Source organism: Erythrobacter sp. K21-9, assembly GCF_055808355.1.
Genome location: NZ_CM147866.1, coordinates 2,087,411 through 2,105,078 on the forward strand (window position 1 = coordinate 2,087,411; position 17,668 = coordinate 2,105,078).

17 protein-coding genes are annotated in these 17,668 nt (G+C 60.3%); 10 read left to right on the forward strand and 7 right to left on the reverse strand.

The window, feature by feature from the left end:
* Nucleotides 1-2: 2 nt before the first annotated feature.
* The 6 genes from alaS to smpB all read right to left on the reverse strand — a co-directional run bounded on the left by alaS (nt 3) and on the right by smpB (nt 7,953).
* Nucleotides 3-2,678 (reverse strand): alanine--tRNA ligase, encoded by a 2,676-nt coding sequence (gene alaS, locus AC0L39_RS10615; RefSeq protein ID WP_473257741.1) that lies wholly within the window; start codon nt 2,676-2,678, stop codon nt 3-5.
* Nucleotides 2,679-2,981: 303 nt separating this feature from the next.
* A complete protein-coding gene (recA, locus tag AC0L39_RS10620) occupies nt 2,982-4,037 on the reverse strand; it encodes a recombinase RecA (protein ID WP_473257742.1) in 1,056 nt (351 codons plus the stop codon).
* A 151-nt stretch (nt 4,038-4,188) separates the two neighbouring features.
* A complete protein-coding gene (locus AC0L39_RS10625) occupies nt 4,189-5,115 on the reverse strand; it encodes a response regulator (RefSeq protein ID WP_473262355.1) in 927 nt (308 codons plus the stop codon).
* Nucleotides 5,003-6,679 carry a PAS domain-containing protein gene (locus AC0L39_RS10630; protein ID WP_473257744.1) on the reverse strand — a complete coding sequence of 559 codons (1,677 nt, stop codon included), beginning with the start codon at nt 6,677-6,679 and terminating at the stop codon, nt 5,003-5,005. The genes AC0L39_RS10625 and AC0L39_RS10630 overlap by 113 nt, the downstream gene beginning before the upstream one ends.
* A 38-nt stretch (nt 6,680-6,717) precedes the next feature.
* Nucleotides 6,718-7,233: a DUF2062 domain-containing protein gene (locus AC0L39_RS10635; protein WP_473257746.1), complete on the reverse strand. Its 516-nt coding sequence runs from the start codon at nt 7,231-7,233 to the stop codon at nt 6,718-6,720.
* A 237-nt stretch (nt 7,234-7,470) separates the two neighbouring features.
* Nucleotides 7,471-7,953 carry an SsrA-binding protein SmpB gene (smpB, locus tag AC0L39_RS10640; RefSeq protein ID WP_473257747.1) on the reverse strand — a complete coding sequence of 161 codons (483 nt, stop codon included), beginning with the start codon at nt 7,951-7,953 and terminating at the stop codon, nt 7,471-7,473.
* 137 nt (nt 7,954-8,090) lie between these two features.
* Here smpB and AC0L39_RS10645 point away from each other — a divergent pair, with 137 nt between their 5' ends.
* The 3 genes from AC0L39_RS10645 to AC0L39_RS10655 all read left to right on the forward strand — a co-directional run bounded on the left by AC0L39_RS10645 (nt 8,091) and on the right by AC0L39_RS10655 (nt 11,205).
* Nucleotides 8,091-8,705, forward strand: a complete 615-nt coding sequence (locus AC0L39_RS10645; RefSeq protein ID WP_473257749.1) for a hypothetical protein — start codon at nt 8,091-8,093, stop codon at nt 8,703-8,705.
* Between the two features lie 104 nt (nt 8,706-8,809).
* Nucleotides 8,810-10,036 (forward strand): alpha/beta hydrolase family protein, encoded by a 1,227-nt coding sequence (locus AC0L39_RS10650; RefSeq protein WP_473257750.1) that lies wholly within the window; start codon nt 8,810-8,812, stop codon nt 10,034-10,036.
* A 98-nt stretch (nt 10,037-10,134) separates the two neighbouring features.
* On the forward strand, nt 10,135-11,205 hold the full coding sequence (locus AC0L39_RS10655; protein ID WP_473257751.1) for a succinylglutamate desuccinylase/aspartoacylase family protein: 1,071 nt from the start codon (nt 10,135-10,137) through the stop codon (nt 11,203-11,205).
* Here AC0L39_RS10655 and dapA read toward each other — a convergent pair.
* A complete protein-coding gene (dapA, locus tag AC0L39_RS10660) occupies nt 11,202-12,089 on the reverse strand; it encodes a 4-hydroxy-tetrahydrodipicolinate synthase (protein WP_473257753.1) in 888 nt (295 codons plus the stop codon). The genes AC0L39_RS10655 and dapA overlap by 4 nt on opposite strands.
* Before the next feature lie 99 nt (nt 12,090-12,188).
* Here dapA and AC0L39_RS10665 point away from each other — a divergent pair, with 99 nt between their 5' ends.
* From AC0L39_RS10665 to AC0L39_RS10695, 7 genes are read left to right on the forward strand one after another with little or no spacing between them, the layout of a single operon-like run.
* Entirely contained in the window at nt 12,189-14,153 is a 1,965-nt protein-coding gene (locus AC0L39_RS10665; protein WP_473257754.1) for a lytic transglycosylase domain-containing protein, read from the forward strand.
* A 9-nt stretch (nt 14,154-14,162) separates the two neighbouring features.
* Entirely contained in the window at nt 14,163-14,645 is a 483-nt protein-coding gene (gene greB, locus AC0L39_RS10670; protein ID WP_473257756.1) for a transcription elongation factor GreB, read from the forward strand.
* Nucleotides 14,638-15,102 (forward strand): hypothetical protein, encoded by a 465-nt coding sequence (locus AC0L39_RS10675; RefSeq protein ID WP_473257757.1) that lies wholly within the window; start codon nt 14,638-14,640, stop codon nt 15,100-15,102. Before greB ends, AC0L39_RS10675 begins: the two co-directional genes overlap by 8 nt.
* Before the next feature lie 41 nt (nt 15,103-15,143).
* The gene (locus AC0L39_RS10680) at nt 15,144-15,770 is read left to right on the forward strand and encodes a hypothetical protein (protein WP_473257758.1); all 627 of its coding nucleotides are present in this window, start codon (nt 15,144-15,146) and stop codon (nt 15,768-15,770) included.
* Complete coding sequence (rlmN, locus tag AC0L39_RS10685) at nt 15,677-16,387, forward strand: 23S rRNA (adenine(2503)-C(2))-methyltransferase RlmN (RefSeq protein ID WP_473257759.1); 711 nt, start codon at nt 15,677-15,679, stop codon at nt 16,385-16,387. Before AC0L39_RS10680 ends, rlmN begins: the two co-directional genes overlap by 94 nt.
* A complete protein-coding gene (locus AC0L39_RS10690) occupies nt 16,384-16,977 on the forward strand; it encodes a class I SAM-dependent methyltransferase (RefSeq protein WP_473257761.1) in 594 nt (197 codons plus the stop codon). Before rlmN ends, AC0L39_RS10690 begins: the two co-directional genes overlap by 4 nt.
* Nucleotides 16,974-17,624, forward strand: coding sequence for an MOSC domain-containing protein (locus AC0L39_RS10695; protein ID WP_473257763.1), 651 nt, complete (start codon nt 16,974-16,976; stop codon nt 17,622-17,624). The genes AC0L39_RS10690 and AC0L39_RS10695 overlap by 4 nt, the downstream gene beginning before the upstream one ends.
* Nucleotides 17,625-17,668: the final 44 nt, after the last annotated feature.

Genomic DNA, 17,668 nt, shown 5'->3' on the forward strand with positions numbered 1-17,668 from the left:
AATCAGCTCTCTAGCGCAGCCTTGATCGCAGCAATGGCCTCGTCGGCCTTGCTGCCGTCAGGTCCGCCACCTTGAGCCATGTCCGGGCGACCGCCGCCGCCTTTACCGCCCAGCGCTTCGACGCCGGTGCGGACTAACTCAACCGCGCTAAATTGGTCGGTAAGATCGTCGGTCACGGCAGCCGCGATACTCGCTTTGCCGTCATTGACCGCGATAATCGCCGCGATGCCCGACCCTAGCCGCTTCTTCGCTTCATCGAGCAGCGGGCGCAGTTCCTTCGGGCTAAGTCCCTCGATCACCTGAGCGCTGAACTTTACCCCGCCGATTTCCTCGTCGCTTGCGGCGGAGGCGCTTGAACCATCTCCACCATCTCCGAGAGCCAGAGCTTTCTTTGCGTCAGCAAGCTCCCTTTCGAGCCGCTTGCGCTCGGCGAGAAGCGCGGAGACACGCTCGGGCACTTCCTCGGGTGTCGCGCGAATTGCGCTGGCCGCGGCCTTCAAGGCGTCTTCGCGTTCCACCAACCATTCGCGCGCTGCCTCGCCGGTCAACGCCTCGATCCGGCGGACACCGGAAGAGACGGCGCTCTCCGATACGATGCGAAAGATTCCGATATCGCCAGTCGCTTTCACATGCGTTCCGCCGCAGAGCTCGACCGAGTAGTTTTTCCCGCCTTCGCTCGCACGTCCCATAGAAAGCACCCGAACTTCATCGCCATACTTTTCACCGAACAGCGCAAGCGCCCCCGCTTCGACCGCGTCATCGGGGCTCATCAGACGCGTCGACACCGGTTCGTTTGCGCGGATTTCGGCATTCACCTCTGCTTCGATCGCCGCAATGTCGCTGTGGGACAATGCCTTGGGATGGGAAAAGTCGAACCGCAGACGGTCCTCAGCAACCAGTGATCCTTTCTGGGTCACATGACCGCCAAGCTGGTTGCGCAGCGCCGCATGAACGAGATGCGTCGCCGAATGGTTTGCGCGAATTTGGCTCCGGCGATCGGTATCGACTTCGAGGTGAACGGTGTCGCCAACCGACACTTCGCCTTTTGAAACGTGGGCATGGTGAGCGCGCAAGCGGCCAAGCGGTTTGCTCGTATCGCTCACAGTCGCTGCAAAACCAGCGGGTGTCTTGATCGAGCCCGTGTCACCCGTCTGACCGCCGCTCTCTCCGTAGAACGGGGTCTGATTGGTCAAGATAACCACGTCGTCGCCTGCAGACGCTGTTTGCACCTCCGCGCCGTCCTTGACGATGGCGACAACACTGCCCTCGCCTGATGTGGCCGCGTATCCCGTAAACTCGCTTGCTCCTTCGCGCTCGGCAATGTCGAACCAGATCTCGCCTGAAGCCGCTTCACCAGAGCCTTTCCACGCCGCCCGCGCAGCCTCTTTCTGCCGGGTCATGGCTGCATCAAAGCCGCCGCGATCAACTCCGATTCCGCGCGCGCGCAGCGCATCTTCGGTCAGGTCGTATGGAAAGCCGAAAGTGTCGTAAAGCTTGAATGCGGTCTCGCCATCAAGCTCCCCGCCCTCTTCCATTTCGCCCGTTGCTTCATCGAGCAGTTTCAGCCCTTTATCGAGCGTCCGTCGGAACTGCGTTTCCTCGCGTTCGAGCACTTCCTCGATCAGCGCCTGACCGCGCGCGAGTTCCGGATAGGCCAACCCCATTTCGGAAACGAGACTTGGTACGAGGCGGTGCATCAACGGCTCGCCCGCGCCGAGCAGGTGGGCATGGCGCATGGCGCGGCGCATGATCCTGCGAAGGACATAACCGCGCCCCTCATTAGATGGCAGGACACCGTCAGCCATCAGGAAACTCGTGGATCGCAGGTGATCGGCAATGACCCGGTGGCTGGCTGCTTGCGCGCCCTCGGCTTTCACATCGGTCATTTGCTCAGATGCCGTGATCAAAGTCCTGAATGTGTCTGTATCGTAATTATCGTGCACGCCCTGCATCACCGCAGCAACGCGCTCGAGCCCCATGCCCGTGTCGATCGAAGGATGAGGAAGATCGCGGCGTGTCCCGTCTTCCTTTTGATCGAACTGCATGAACACCAGGTTCCAGATTTCGACGAAGCGATCGCCATCTTCGTTCGGGCTTCCGGGAGGCCCTCCTTCGATGTGCTCACCGTGATCATAAAAGATTTCGGAGCACGGGCCGCACGGCCCGGTTTCGCCCATCGACCAGAAGTTGTCGTTGGTCGCGATGCGGATGATGCGGTCCTGGGGCAGGCCCGATATCTTGCGCCAGAGATCGAACGCCTCATCATCGGTGTGATAGATCGTCGCGGTCAGCCTGTCTGCCGGCAGGCCCCATTCCTTCGTCAGAAGGTTCCACGCGTTTTCGATCGCCTGCTCTTTGAAATAGTCGCCGAACGAGAAATTGCCGAGCATTTCAAAGAACGTGTGATGGCGCGCCGTGTAACCGACATTGTCGAGATCGTTGTGCTTGCCGCCTGCACGCACACATTTCTGGGACGACACCGCGCGCGGGGCGGGCGGCGTTTCCAGGCCGGTAAAGGCGTTCTTGAATGGCACCATGCCCGCGTTAACGAACATGAGCGTCGGGTCATTATACGGCACCAGCGGCGCGCTGGGCACCTGCGCGTGATCTTGCCCCCCGAAGAAATCGAGGAAGGATCGGCGAATGTCGTTGGTCGAGGTGAAGCCACTGGAAGTCATAGAGCGCAATTAAGCAATGCAGCGGCAGGCGACAAGCGGATAAAACCGTCCCGATTATAGATCCGAATCGTGTCGCCAAATTGTGGTGCGGCGATGGGTGAGTTTTCACATATGGCTCGGCTGGATACACCTCGGCGCGTTCCTGGGCCACCTTGACTGGCGCTGCGCGATGATGGCGAACCTTCGGCGAGGCACAGAAAAGCCGGCGCTGCCTACGAACGTGAGGTCCGTAGCGCGCCGGCTATCCGGTTTTCCGGGCGCTGCAGCGATCGCAGCTTCAGCCCGCTTGAGGGTCAGATACCGTTACTCCGCGTCCGGTCCCGTCATCATCTCCTCGGCAACCTCGTCGGTGCGGCCGCGAATGGCGGCTTCCAACCGGTCGCAAACTTCTGGATTTTCCTTGAGGTAGACCTTGGCGTTCTCGCGGCCTTGGCCGATGCGGACGCTGTCGTAGGAATACCAGCTACCCGACTTTTCGACGATCCCGGCCTTGACGCCAAGATCGAGGATCTCGCCGATCTTCGAAATACCTTCGCCGTACATGATGTCGAATTCGACCTGCTTGAACGGCGGCGCAACCTTGTTCTTGACCACTTTGACGCGGGTTGAGTTTCCAACCACTTCATCACGGTCCTTGATCTGGCCGGTACGGCGAATGTCGAGACGAACCGAAGCATAGAACTTGAGAGCGTTGCCACCCGTCGTCGTCTCTGGATTGCCGTACATCACGCCGATCTTCATGCGCAGCTGGTTGATGAAGATCACCATGCATTTGGAACGGTTGATCGACCCGGTCAGCTTGCGCAGCGATTGGGACATCAGTCGCGCCTGAAGGCCGACATGGGCGTCGCCCATCTCACCTTCGATTTCAGCACGGGGGACAAGTGCCGCGACCGAGTCGACCACCAACACGTCAATCGCGTTCGAACGCACGAGAGTGTCGGTAATTTCGAGTGCCTGTTCGCCCGTGTCGGGCTGCGAGACGATCAGTTCATCGATGTCCACGCCCAGTTTGCGAGCGTATACCGGATCAAGCGCATGTTCGGCGTCGACGAACGCAGCGGTGCCGCCAGCCTTCTGCGCCTCGGCAATGACATGCAGTGCCAAGGTCGTCTTGCCCGAGCTTTCCGGCCCATAAACTTCTACAACGCGGCCTTTTGGCAGGCCGCCAATGCCAAGGGCGATATCCAGCCCCAGCGACCCGGTCGAAATAGACTCGACCTCCATTGCTTCTTTTGAGCCCAGCTTCATTGCCGAACCCTTGCCGAATGCCCGATCGATTTGAGCAAGTGCGGCGTCGAGCGCCTTTTGACGGTCCACGTCTTTTTCCTTCTCTACCAGCTTGAGATTAGTAGCCATCGCACGCTCTCCTTCACTTGCCTAGATGCGATCAGGAATTATCGACCGCCCCCTTGTTGGAATAGCATGTATCGCATTTGTTCTCATAGAACAAGAGTGGAACAAAACTTTTTTGAACGGCGCCGCATCGAGGCGATTCCTGCGAGTGAGGCTAATCTGCCTTCGGGTTGGTTGCCCGCAAGACGCCGCCAACCTTTTCACCGATCTGCTTCACGCTGAACGGCTTGGCGATGAAGTGCATGTTGTCGATGTCGATCTCGCTGCGCAGCTGCTCCTCGGCATAGCCCGACATGAACAGGACCGGCATTTCGGGCAGCAGGACGCGAATCTCCCGCACCATCGCCGGCCCGTCCATGCCTGGCATCACGACATCGCTGACCACGAGGTCGAATTCGCCGCCCTCCTCGATGGCTTCGAGCCCTTCCTCACCGCCGGGACAGGCGGTGACTTCGTAGCCGGCGCGCGCGAGCGCCCGTTCCGCCACGGCACGGACCATGTCTTCGTCCTCCACCAGCAGGATCTTGCCTCCCGCCGACCAGTCCGATGAGACCGGTGCGGGAACCTCGCGCCGCTTGGGCGCTTCGCCGCGGTGGACCGGAAAATAGACGGTGAACCGCGCGCCAACCGTTTTGCCCGACCCATCGGCGACATTGTCGGCAAAAATAAAGCCGCCCGACTGCTTGACGATCCCATATGCGGTGGACAGGCCGAGGCCTGTTCCCTTGCCCTGTTCCTTGGTCGTGAAGAACGGTTCGAACAGTTTCGGCAGAACCTTCTGCGGGATGCCGCCGCCTGTGTCCTGAACAATCAGCACGGTGTAATCGGCTGTCGGCAGGATTTCCGAGCCAAGCCGCATCACTTCCTTCGCCTCGATACTGCGCGTCAGGAGTGATATCCGCCCCGCCCCGCTGCCGCTCGACTGGATCGCATCGCGCGCATTCACGGCGAGGTTCATGATGACCTGCTCAAGCTGCTGGGGATCTGCGCGGACCGGGCCAAGGTCGCGGTCGTGCTGGACGTAATAAGTGATCTTCTCTCCTAGCAGCCGCTTGATGAGCGGGCCTACTTCGCTGACCACATCGGGCAATTGCAGGATTTCCGGGCGCAGCGTCTGCTGGCGCGAGAATGCCAGTAATTGCCGGGTCAGAGATGCGGCGCGATCTCGAATTCGCCCTGATCTGCTGGATATCATCGTAATCGCTGTCGCCGGGAGTGTGACGAAGGAGCATCAGGTCGCAGGTGCCGATAATCGCGGTCAGCACATTGTTGAAATCGTGCGCGACGCCGCCTGCGAGCTGGCCAACAGCCTGCATTTTCGTGGCTTGGGCAACCTGCCGCTTGAGCTGGTTTTCCTCGCTCGAATCGGCGAGGCTGATCAACACCGCCGCCTCACCTAGGCCGCGCACTCCGGCGAGCCCGATCGAAACCGGCTCCTCGGGCTGTGCAACCAGGCGAACGGCCATATCGCCGCTAGTCGCGGGGCCTCGGCCATGCCTGCGCACTGCATCCGACAAAGCCGCCTTGTCCTCGCGCACGGCAAGGTCGGTAGGAAATGCTGGCAAACCGCGGCCTTCGCGGTCGACCGAACGCAGAAAAGCGTCATTGGCGAACAGGAACCGCCCATCGCGGTCAGTCATGGCGAGGCCAAGCGGCAATTGCGCCAGCAATGCATCGAGCTGCGCAACGCCAGCCTGCGAAGAGCCATCCCAGCCGCTGCCGATGCCGACGCCGCTATCGATCATTAGCATCAGCGTCGCACCTGAGTCCGGTCCTGCATCGCGCGCTGTCACCGGGTCCTGCAACGGCACATCGACAAGCGTTTGCGGCGTCCCACCACGGCCCTCTCGCGCAAAGTAAATCCGGTCGCGGTCGTCGGAGCGCAGGAAGGACACGAAATCCTGACCGACAAGGGTTGCCGAAGGATCGCCCGCCGCACGCTCTGCGAAACCGGAGCTTACCGACCGCACCATGCCGGTCGCTGTGGTGATTGCGGTCTCGATGCCCGCGCGGCTCAGCATCTTGCCAAATGGTCCGGACAGGTCGAGATCATCCAATGTCTTGGATGCTTCGCCAGCCAGTCTGGTGAAACGCCAGATAAGGTGGTCGTCGGAACGGCCCGCGCGCGTGACTGACACCTTCCATTTTTCGGTGGTCGAGGCAGTCTGAAGTTCTTCCAACGCCCCGGTCCCGTCGCGCCAAGCTTCCCGCGCGAGCCGTGTCATTGCTTCGAGTTCAGGGCGCTCGAGAGGAAGCGACGGCGGCGCGCTGCCGATACCGAATGCCGCAATGAATTGCGTATTGGCGCAGACCAGCCGGTTGGCGCGATCTGTAATTGCAACGGCGCCGCTGTCGCCGCCCGCACCCTCGATCGCGGCGAGAGTTACCGACCAGTCCGGCGCGGCAATCGTCATCGCCTCTGGTTCGGCGCGCATTCGGTCGAAGGCGAACACGCCGGCGAGCAGCACGGCAAGACCCAACGCAAACGCAAGTGTGACCAGACCGTTGGCAGTCACAGCGAACAGCAGCGCGGCGCTGACAATGACAGCCGCGACCAATCCGCCAATCAGCAAGGGGCTGCTTCCCGCCAGACCACCCTCGGCGCCGGAAGTGTGTCCCAATTGCATGTCGGTGAAGCTTTTCAAGCGAGCCTTGTCCCTGATGGCGTTTGCGTGATCAGCCCTTAATTCGCATTGAGCCTCTGGTCGAGCCGGGCTTCCATGCGTTTCAGACGTTTTGCCCGGCGGCGAGTAATGATGACGCGCCACACCGCGCTCGAAACGAGGTAACCCGCGGCAGCGGAAAGGACTGCCAGCACGATGAAACCGAATGCAGTGACGCCGGCCAGTTCGAAAAACTCCGACAGCCAGCTCCAAGCACCGCTTTCAAGCTGTTCATTGGCGTAACCCGAGGTCGCCGCATCGATCTGCAATACAAAGCCGCCGACGCGGTTTGCAACGACCACCCATACAGGGATCGTGAATGGATTGGTCACGAAGGTCACCAACGCAGCCAGCGGCACATTGGCGCGCGATGGCAAAGCAAGGAATGCGGCAAGGAAAATCTGGCCGATCGGGATGATAAAAGCGGAAAACAGGCCGAGCGCCACTCCGCGCGGGACCGAGCGACGCGTAAAGCGCCACAGTTCCGGCGACAGGAACCGGTGACCAATCGGAGCAAGATATTTGTTGCGCGCCATCTGCTCGCGTGTCGGCATGTACTTGCGGATAAGGTCCGCAGCCCACGTCTTCCTACGAGGTTTTCTGGAGCGATGCTGAGTCATAACGAGCTGCCGCCTCTGCGCTTCGCTCTGCGCAAAGGCAAGCGGTTGTCGTCAAGGGGCAGGCCAGCTTCCATGAATGTCCATATGGGTAGCATTGGCGGTGTGACCAGTCTGTGAATTGACGCAAATTCTTGCTGGAGCGTACCGCGCGTCTCAGCCGCGATCCCTGATCAACCTGGCCTTGTCTCGTTTCCAGTCGCGCTCCTTGATCGTCGCACGCTTGTCATGGGCCTGCTTGCCTTTGGCCAAAGCCAGCTCGACTTTCGCCCGGCCCTGCGAATTGAAGTACACAGAGAGCGGCACCAGGGTCATACCCTTGCGCTCGACCGCGCCGAACAGTTTACCGATCTCGCGTGAATTCAAGAGCAGCTTGCGCGGACGGCGCGGTTCGTGGTTCTGGCGATTGCCGTGGCTGTATTCCGGGATATTGGAATTGATCAGCCAGACCTCGCCGTCCTTCACCTCGGCATAGCTTTCCGTGATGGTCGCCTCGCCTGCACGCAGAGCCTTCACTTCCGTCCCCTGCAGCGCAAGCCCAGCCTCGAATTTGTCTTCGATATGATAATCGAACCTGGCGCGGCGATTTTCCGCGACGGTCTTCTGCTTGTCGAACGCTTTGGGTTTGGGCTTTACCATGGTGGGCGCCAGATAGGCGTTGTTTGTAGTTTCGCAAAGTCCTGTGCATCTACGAGCTTGATTTTGGTCAAGGTCTGGTGATGATGTGCATCATCGCAAGCTATTCAAAAGCGTATATTTAACGGGGTCCACATTTCATGCGTTTGTTATTTGTCGCCGCACTCGCGGCCTCATCTCTGTTTGCGCCTGCCATTTCCGCGCAGGCGCCAGAGCCGCTCCCAATCTCCGAATACGGCAAACTTCCCGATGTCGAAAAGGCGGTGCTTTCGCCAAGCGGACGGCGAATCGCACTTCTCACCACGATCAAGGGCAAGCGGGTAATTGTCACGATCGAGGATCAGACGAAGGCGATCCGGACGGTGGAAGTCGGTGACATGAAGATCCGCTATCTCCAGTGGATTGGTGATGAGCGCTTGCTGCTCGTATCAAGCCAGACCGAAGATCTCGGCTACAATTTTACCACCGACAAGGCCGAGTTCTATATCGTACCGTGTCCTGCCCATGGCTCCGGAGGCCGAAGGTGGATTGATCTTCGGCAATACACGCAACCTGATCGATGCGATCGTCGGCGATTACGGAATTCGCAAGATCGATGGGCGGTATTACGGATATTACGGCGCGATCGAGCTCGAGCGAAGTGGGCGCATGGATTACAAATTCAAGCACGGAAGGCCGTATCTCTACCGAGTCGACTTGCAGGACATGTCACACAAGCGAATAGCAACAGCTGCCCGCCCGGGGCACGACAATGACTGGCTGATCGACGCCAGTGGCAATGTCGCAGCCGAACTTGATGTAGACGATAGCAATGGCAAGTGGCGGCTGCGCGGGATGGACAAAGCAATTATCGCCGAAGGTGAGGAAAGCGGCGAGCCGCGTCTGGCTCGTCGGACTGGGTTACGATGGAACGAGCGTCATCTATGGGCAGCGCGAACAGAAAGGGACGCGCTGGTACGAAATCCCGTTGGCAGGAGGCGAGCCCCAGCCATTCCTCGATGATACCGATGTCGATCGGCTGTTTTTCGACGATACGACCGGCCACCTGATGGGATACCTCGAGGGAGGCGACGAACCGCGTCCCGTCTTTCAAGACAAGAATCACGAAAAATCCGCTGCCGCCGCGCGCGGAGCATTCGGTGATCTCAGGGTCCGTCTTGCCGACTGGACCAGCGACTTGCAGCATGTCATCGCGCGCACCAGCGGCAATCTCGACAGCGGCTCATGGTTTGCGGTCGACCTTGCCAATGGCAGAGCCAACGCTTTCGCTTATGAAAGAATGGCAATCGGCCCGGAACGGGTCGGTCCGATTTCCACATTCGAATATACTGCAAGCGACGGAATGGAGATGGACGGCATCCTCACCTTGCCGCCGGGTCGCGAGGCCAAAAACTTGCCCGTCATAGTGCTTCCACACGGCGGACCGCATAGCCACGATACGGCTTCGTTCGACTGGTGGGCACAAGCATTCGCATCGCGCGGATACGCGGTTTTTCAACCGAATTTTCGCGGCTCTACAAACCGTAACCAGTCCTTTCGCCTGGCAGGCTATGGGGAATGGGGCCGAAAGATGCAGACCGACAAGTCCGACGGCTTGGCTGCCCTTGCCGAAACCGGTGTGATCGATCCGAAACGCGCCTGTATCGTCGGGGCCAGCTATGGCGGCTATGCCGCATTGGCAGGCGTGACCTTGCAGCAGGACATCTATCGCTGCGCTGTGGCCGTGGCGCCGGTGAGCGACATCAAGGACATGTATCAGCAGGATTACCGCGCGACGGGCAACGACCGCACGACCAAGGTCGCTCTTCTAGAGCAGCTCGGCCCGCGCGATGGCTGGGACGACGTTTCGCCGCTGCGCGCCGCAGAACGCGCTAGTGCGCCTATCATGCTGATCCACGGCAAAGACGATGTTGTCGTACCATTCAGCCACTCGGTGAAGATGGCCGACAAGCTTAAAGATCACGGCAAGCCGCACGTGATGGTAACGCTCGAAGGCGAAGATCATTGGCTTTCGCTTTCGAAGACTCGCGAGCTTATGCTCGAATCCGCAGTGAGCTTCGTCGAACGACACAATCCGCCGGACTGAGACCGCGCCGGACAGAGTTATTGGCTCGACCGGGTCATCGGGATCGGTGTAGATGAATGCCGACGCGCTAAAGTTGCGGCGTCGATGGAGTATATCTAATGCATGAACCGGTATCGGCTTCATTCCATATCGCCGGGCGCGAGGTCGCACCCGCTACTGTGCAAGACATTTCGATACCGGTGACCACGATGGCGACGGGCTACAACTCCCACCTCGCCATCAGAGTCTTTCACGGATCGAAGCCCGGTCCGGCCATATTCGTGAGCGGCGCTATTCATGGTGACGAGATTATCGGGACCGCGATCATCCAGCGTATCGCGCGCGAGATCGATCCGGAGAAGCTCTGCGGCACGGTCATGCTGGTTCCGGTCACCAACATCTTCGGTTTCATCAGCCACACGCGCTACCTGCCCGACCGCCGTGATCTCAACCGGTCATTCCCGGGTTTTGCCAACGGCTCGTTAGCAGGACAGCTGGCACACGTGTTTTTCAGTGAAGTCGTGAGCAAGTGCTCGCTCGGTATCGATATCCACTCTGCCGCCGTTCATCGCTACAATCTGCCACAAGTCCGGATCGCGGCGGGCAATAAGCAGTTGGTCGAGCTCGCCATGGCTTTCGGCGCGCCGGTGATCATCGAAAGCCCCTTGCGCGATGGCTCGCTGCGAGCGCTCGCAAAAGAAGAGGGCGTCGAGATGATCCTGCTCGAAGCGGGCGAAGCGCTTCGTTTCGACGATCTCTCGATCGAAACCGGCACCGCTGGCGTCCTGCGCGTGCTCGCGCATCTCGGCATGATCGAGGCAGATGACGGTCTGGCTGAAGTCGGCATCCCCGCCCGCGCCAACAAAACACAATGGGTCCGCTCGGCTCGCGGCGGGGTCGCACATATGGCAAAGACATCTGGCGATCCGGTGCACACTGGCGACCTGCTCGCAACGGTTGCCGGCTTGTTCGGTGAAGATCCCGAAGGCGTCTACGCGCCGATCGACGGGATCGTGATTGGCCACGCTACCCTTCCGGTCGTGCATCAGGGTGATGCGCTGTTCCATATCGCCAGCATCGCCAACCCCGAACGCGTCGGCGCGCGGATCGAAGGAATAACCGAGGCAATCCTTGCCAGCGAACCAGAAGGTTTTGCCGAAGTATTGCTCGACGAAGATGAGGTAATCTAGTCGTCGATCAACCCGGCGTGGACCAAGGCCTCGTCCACAGCCTTGCGCGAGGCTTCACTGGCATTGGTGATCGGCAGGCGCACATCCGGCTCGAAGCCTTCGTGAACGCGGCTGAGCGCGTATTTCACCGGGCCGGGTGAAGCATCCGAGAACATCGCGTAATGCAGCGGGAACAGGCGGTCGTTGAGCTCGCGCGCCTTTGCCAGATCATTGGCCGCAATTGCTGCGTGAAACTCCGCGCACAGAGCCGGGGCGACATTGGCAGTCACGGAGATGGCACCCTTGCCCCCCGCCGCTGCATGAGGAAGCCACAACTCGTCATTGCCCGATAGCTGACAAAATTCGCGCCCGATGCCCATGCGGTGGTCCGCCACGCGGGACAGATCACCGCTGGCGTCCTTGATTGCGATGATGCGGTCCGGAAATTTCTTCACCAGAGCGACGACCGTGTCGTCTTCGATATCGGTCACGGTCCGGCTCGGCACATTATAAAGGACAATAGGCAGCTCGCAGTTTTCGGCGAGATAGCTGAAATGCGCCATCAGTCCGTCCTGGCTAGGCCGATTGTAATATGGCGCCACGCAAAGTCCGGCAGATGCGCCGGCCTTCTTTGCGAAGTTCATGTGCAGGGCTGCATTCATCGTGTCGTTGCTGCCGCACCCGGCGATGACCGGAACGCGCCCCGCCGCCTGTTCGATACACACTTCGATCACACGGTGATGCTCGGCATTGGAGAGCGTCGATGCCTCACCGGTTGTGCCGCAGGGAACCAAACCGGCGCTGCCTTGCTCTATCTGCCAGTCAACGAGTTTCCGAAAGGTCGCCTCGTCGAACGATCCGTCGCGAAAAGGAGTCGCCAGAGCGGGAATTGATCCGCTGAACATTGTTTATCTTCCTGTGTGAACCAATATTCTTACAAAACGGGGCACTTTCATTATCGACGAGCCCCTTGTTAAGCGCCTGATAAGGAGCCGACCCGCACGATGTCCAGCATGGCCTTCAATTTGCATTCCTCCCCCTTCGCCCTTGCCGCAATCCTGACAACCAGTTTTGCGGCATTCACAGCTCCCGTTTCTGCGCAAATGAGCAGCGATGCGCGCAGCGCCAATCTCGTTGCCCAGCAGCCGGTGCAGATCGATGCTGCGATTGCCAGATGGGAGCGATTGCAGGCCGACGATGAGCGAAGCTTCAGCGATTATGCCGGGTTCGTGCTCGCCTATCCGGAGTTCCCTCGCTCCAATATCCTGCGGATCAGGGCAGAGAATCGGCTGGACGAAGAGGCTCCTTCGCAGTCGCAAATCCTCAGTTTCTTCGATGCGCAACCGCCTCTTACCAATGCCGGGCGCGCGCGCTATGCGTTGGCCCTCAGTGGTGCGCAGCGGCCAGAGGCGCTTGAAATCGCTCGCTCTGCTTGGCGCGGCGGGACGATGAGCGATCCGTCGGAAGTGTATCTGATCGGACTTTTCGGTTCGCAGTTCACCGATGAAGATCATGCGGCGCGCATGGATGCGCTGCTGTGGCAGAGCAATGCAGAGGCAGCGACCCGGCAGTTAATCAATATCTCCCAAAGCGATCGGCAAATGGCGATGGCGCGGCTCGCGCTAATCCGCGGATCGACGCCGATGGAAGCGGGTCTCACGATCCCTGCCAATGCGATGCGCAATGCGGGATATGTGTTCAACCTGCTCAATTATTACCGCGCAAAGCGTGAGACGAACGCTGCGATCCAGCTACTTGCCAATCGCCAGACATTCTCCGCACCCGCAGTAGATGCTGAGGAGATGCTCGGCGATATTCTCGCGGTCGCCAAGGCCGCCAGCGCTTCGGACACGGTTCGCATTGCGAGCAAGATCGACGACCTGTTCGAGCCGGGACAAGATATCTCTCAAGGTTCATTCCGCTTGCGCGACCGCTACACCGACCTGATGTGGATGGGCGGTACCAATGCTCTTTGGCGCCTGCGGGATGGCGCACGTGCAGCCCCGATGTTCGAGCGATACGGCAAAGCAGCGCGCACTCCGCTGACACGGGCGAAAGGTTTCTACTGGGCGGGCCGCGCAGCGCGGCAGGCCGGAATGGAGGCCGAGGCGGTCAACTATTTCGAAATGGCGGCCGCCTATCCGCATTACTATTACGGCCAGCTGGCACTCGGCGCGATGGGCAAACCGATGCCCGAATTCAAGGCGCTGCCTCCGCTCCAGGTTGATGCCGCCACGCGGGCCGAATTCGAGCAGGACCCGCTGGTCAAGGCAATCCGCACCATCGCTTCCAACCGCCGCGATTGGCGGACCGAGCGCCGGTTCTTCCAGGCGATCGGCGAAAGCGCGGAGACGCCCGAGGAATTGCTGCTCGTGAACAATCTCGCGGCCGAGACCGGGCTTGAAGAGATGGCCGTCGTCGTCGGTATGGAAGCAGGCGCGAACGGGATCGTCGGGTTCGAGCGGGTTGGCTTTCCCATCGTCGATGTGCCGCGCGTCAACGACTGGACGATGGTTCATGCGATCAGCCGTCAGGAAAGCGAGTTTGACCGCTTCAGGGTGAGCCATGCGGGCGCGCGCGGTGTCATGCAGTTGATGCCGGGAACTGCGCGCGAACAGGCGGGCAAGCTGGGCGTCCAGTACATGTCGGCGAACCTGATCGAATCGCCGAGCTACAATATCCGTCTCGGAGATGCGTATTTCGCTCGGATGATGAATTATTACGGCGGCGCTTATCCGCTCGCCGTGGGCGCCTACAACGCCGGTCCTGGCCGCGTAAACCAGTGGCTGCGCTTGAACGGCGATCCGCGCAAGGGCGAGATCGATTGGGTAACCTGGGTCGAGAAGATCCCCGCAAATTTCGAAACGCGCTATTACATCATGCGCGTGATCGGGAATGCGGTAAGCTATTCGCACATGTACCCGGACGAGGCAGGCTTGCCGCGTACGGTCGATACATTCCTCCCCTGACAGTAATAGATGGCAAGCAAGCCCGGCCCTCCCATCACGCCAAAGGGCATGGCTGCGCTGAAAGCGCGCTATGACCACCTGCTCGGCAAGGAGCGGCCCGAAATCGTCGAGATCGTAAGCTGGGCAGCCGGCAACGGCGACCGCAGTGAAAATGGCGACTACCTTTATGGCCGCAAGCGGATGCGCGAAATAGACCGCGAACTCGGCTATCTCGCGCGAAGGATGAAGGCGCTGCGAGTGGTCGATCCAGCGAACCAGCCGGACCGGACGCGCGTTTTCTTTGGCGCGCGCGTGGAACTTGCGGGCGAAGATGATGAGCGCAAGACCCTATTGCTCGTCGGAGATGACGAACAGGATGCGAGCGAAGGGCGGATCGGCTGGAATTCTCCCATGGCGAAAGCTCTTAAAGGCGCCTGCGTCGGGGATTTGCGCGTCGTAAGGCTTCCCGGCGGAGCAAAGGAGTGGGAAGTGATGGCAATCGACTATGCGTAAACTGGCCCCACTCATTGCGCTTGCTGCGCTCGCCGCGCCGACGTCTGCGAAAGACAGCCTCGGCGTCTATTCCGACTGGGCCGCGTTTCGCGATGATGATGCGCAGCGCTGCTATGCGATAACCAAGGCCAACAACCGGGACACGGGCATCGCGTACGCGACAATCGCGACATGGCCGCGCCAGAACATCCGCAACCAGGTGCATTTGCGGTTATCTCGCGAGGCACCTGCAAGCGGGCGCGTTCGCCTCCGCGTCGACCGCGCCAGTTTCAACCTGGTGGCGCAAGGCCGCAATGCGTGGGCCGAAGACCGGCAGATGGACGCGGCGATTGTCGCCGCCCTGCGCTCGGCCAATTCGATGCGCGTGAACGTGCGCGGCTACACCGATCGCTATGACCTGTCAGGCGTCGCGACCGCAATGGACGCGGCAGTGGTCGGCTGTTCGCGCATCGGCTGACTGGTCAAATCGGCTGCGGCGCATTATATGCCCGCTAAATCATGGCAGATACTGAACTCATGTCGATCCCCGGTCAGGTGGATCCCGTCCCCGTCGCGCGTGACATCACGCCGCGCGCCGATGGCCGTATCGACCTGATTGGCTTGTCGAAATCGCGCATCCGCGAATTGTTTGCAGACGCTGGCCTCGATGCCAGACAGGCCAAGCTGCGCGCGAAGCAGGTCTATCACTGGCTGTATCACCGCGGCGTCACCGATTTCGAGGCGATGACCGACATCGCCAAGACCATGCGCCCGTGGCTGACTGAGCGCTTTGTCATTGGCCGCCCGGACGTGGTCGAGGCTCAGCATTCGAATGACGGAACGCGCAAATGGCTGCTTCAGACCGCCGATGGTCACGATTTCGAGATGGTGTTCATTCCCGATGCCGATCGCGGAACGCTTTGCATCTCGAGCCAGGTTGGATGTACGCTCAATTGCACCTTCTGCCATACCGGCACGATGCGGCTGGTGCGCAACCTGACCCCGGGTGAAATCGTCGGTCAGGTCATGCTTGCGCGCGATGCGCTCGGCGAATGGCCCAAGGGCCGCATGGACGGGCTCGAGGACTCCGAAGATACGGGCCACTATACCGCCGACGGTACCGCCTGCTCACCAACATCGTTTTGATGGGCATGGGCGAGCCGCTCTACAATTTCGACAATGTCCGCGATGCGATGAAGCTGGTGATGGACGGCGACGGGCTCGCCCTGTCGAAGCGCCGTATCACGCTTTCGACCAGCGGCGTTGTGCCGATGATGGAGCGGTGCAGCGAGGAAATCGGCGTAAATCTCGCCATCAGCCTGCACGCGGTGACAAAGCCTGTCCGCGATGAGATCGTTCCGCTCAATCGGAAATACGGGATAGACGAGCTGCTTCAGGCGTGCGCCGATTATCCCAAGGCCTCCAACGCACGCCGCATAACGTTCGAATACGTGATGCTGAAGGACAAGAACGACAGCGACGACGATGCGCGCGAGCTTGTCCGCTTGCTCAAGCAGTATGAGCTGCCTGCCAAGGTCAACCTGATCCCGTTCAATCCATGGCCCGGCGCGGAATATGAGTGCTCGGACCCTGACCGGATCAGGAGTTTCTCAAACATCGTTTTCGAAGGTGGCATCAGTGCCCCGGTCAGGACACCGCGCGGACGCGACATCGATGCGGCGTGCGGACAGCTCAAGACCTCGGCGCAGAAAAAGAGCCGGGCCGAGCGCGACCGCGAGGCAGCGGCAGCAACCGGCGCATGACCATCGATCCGGCGACCTACGACTTCTATGAAAGCCAGGCGCCGCATTTTTCACTGAGCACCGCAATCAGTCACAGCCGGCACCTCGATGCGTTTCTCGACAAGGTGAGCATCGATGCCAGGGTTCTGGAACTTGGCTGCGGCGCGGGACGCGATGCGGCACGAATAATCGAACGCGGTTTCGACCTCGATGCGACCGACGGCATCCCGGCGATGGTTGCCAAGGCCAATGAGCGGCACGATGTAGGCGCACGGCTGATGCGCTTCGATGAGTTGGACGCCAGCGAAGCCTATGATGCAGTATGGGCGCATGCCTGCCTGCTGCACTGCCCGCGAAGCGAGCTGCCCGGTATCCTCGCGCTTATCCATCGTTCGCTGAGACCCGGCGGGATACACTACGCAAGCTTCAAGCTGGGTGACGGAGAAGGCCGAGACCTGCTGGGCCGGCTGCACAACTTTCCCGATGCCGAATGGATCAGGGCTCAATACGAAGACGCGAATTTCTCCACCTTGGAGGAGGAAATCTTCCCCGGCAAAGGATCGGACGGGACGATGCGGGACTGGTTTGCCCTTACCGTAAGGAAATCATGAAGCGCACCGTCACCGCGATTTGCACAGGCACAGCCCGCCCCTTCAACGGCGCGGAAACCAGCGCGATAACCAAACGTCCGCGTGAGGGTGTGGTGCAAATCCTCGAAGACGGGTTTGCGCCAGACGAGCAGGCCGATCGCCGCGTTCACGGCGGACCGGAAATGGCGGTTCATCTCTATCCGCTCGATCATCACGCATTCTGGCGCGAGCAACTCGGGACCATCGATTTGCTGGATGAGCCAGGTGCATTTGGATCGAACCTGGCCGTTAACGGCCTAACCGAAGGCGTTGTCCATATTGGTGACCGCTTCCGGCTCGGGACAGCGCTGCTCGAAATCAGCCAACCGCGCCAGCCGTGCTGGAAGATCGAGCATCGCTTCGGCTCAGTGACCACATCGAAGGGGATGGTGGCAACAATCATCGGTTCGGGACGCTGCGGTTGGTATTTCCGGGTGATCGAAATCGGGGAGACCGAGGCTGGCGATATCCTCGAGCGAGTTGAAATCGGGCATGAGCAATGGACGGTTGCACGCACATTCGCCGCGCTGGTTGCAGGAAAGGCCAGCAATGAGGATCTGAAAGAGCTCTCGGCGCTCCCCCGCCTCGCGCCGAAACTGCGCGATCGCGCCAAATCCAAAATGGCCTGAAATTTCATCTCGTCGCACGTTTTCAACGGCTCGACCACGCGATG

Excerpts from the sequence above, each read along its gene's own strand:
- alaS (WP_473257741.1), bottom strand. The coding sequence starts at position 2,678 with ATGACTTCCAGTGGCTTCACCTCGACCAACGACATTCGCCGATCCTTC.
- recA (WP_473257742.1), bottom strand. The coding sequence starts at position 4,037 with ATGGCTACTAATCTCAAGCTGGTAGAGAAGGAAAAAGACGTGGACCGT.
- AC0L39_RS10635 (WP_473257746.1), bottom strand. The coding sequence starts at position 7,233 with ATGGCGCGCAACAAATATCTTGCTCCGATTGGTCACCGGTTCCTGTCG.
- smpB (WP_473257747.1), bottom strand. The coding sequence starts at position 7,953 with ATGGTAAAGCCCAAACCCAAAGCGTTCGACAAGCAGAAGACCGTCGCG.
- AC0L39_RS10645 (WP_473257749.1), top strand. The coding sequence starts at position 8,091 with ATGCGTTTGTTATTTGTCGCCGCACTCGCGGCCTCATCTCTGTTTGCG.
- AC0L39_RS10655 (WP_473257751.1), top strand. The coding sequence starts at position 10,135 with ATGCATGAACCGGTATCGGCTTCATTCCATATCGCCGGGCGCGAGGTC.
- dapA (WP_473257753.1), bottom strand. The coding sequence starts at position 12,089 with ATGTTCAGCGGATCAATTCCCGCTCTGGCGACTCCTTTTCGCGACGGA.
- AC0L39_RS10665 (WP_473257754.1), top strand. The coding sequence starts at position 12,189 with ATGTCCAGCATGGCCTTCAATTTGCATTCCTCCCCCTTCGCCCTTGCC.
- greB (WP_473257756.1), top strand. The coding sequence starts at position 14,163 with ATGGCAAGCAAGCCCGGCCCTCCCATCACGCCAAAGGGCATGGCTGCG.
- AC0L39_RS10675 (WP_473257757.1), top strand. The coding sequence starts at position 14,638 with ATGCGTAAACTGGCCCCACTCATTGCGCTTGCTGCGCTCGCCGCGCCG.
- AC0L39_RS10680 (WP_473257758.1), top strand. The coding sequence starts at position 15,144 with ATGGCAGATACTGAACTCATGTCGATCCCCGGTCAGGTGGATCCCGTC.
- rlmN (WP_473257759.1), top strand. The coding sequence starts at position 15,677 with ATGGCCCAAGGGCCGCATGGACGGGCTCGAGGACTCCGAAGATACGGG.
- AC0L39_RS10690 (WP_473257761.1), top strand. The coding sequence starts at position 16,384 with ATGACCATCGATCCGGCGACCTACGACTTCTATGAAAGCCAGGCGCCG.
- AC0L39_RS10695 (WP_473257763.1), top strand. The coding sequence starts at position 16,974 with ATGAAGCGCACCGTCACCGCGATTTGCACAGGCACAGCCCGCCCCTTC.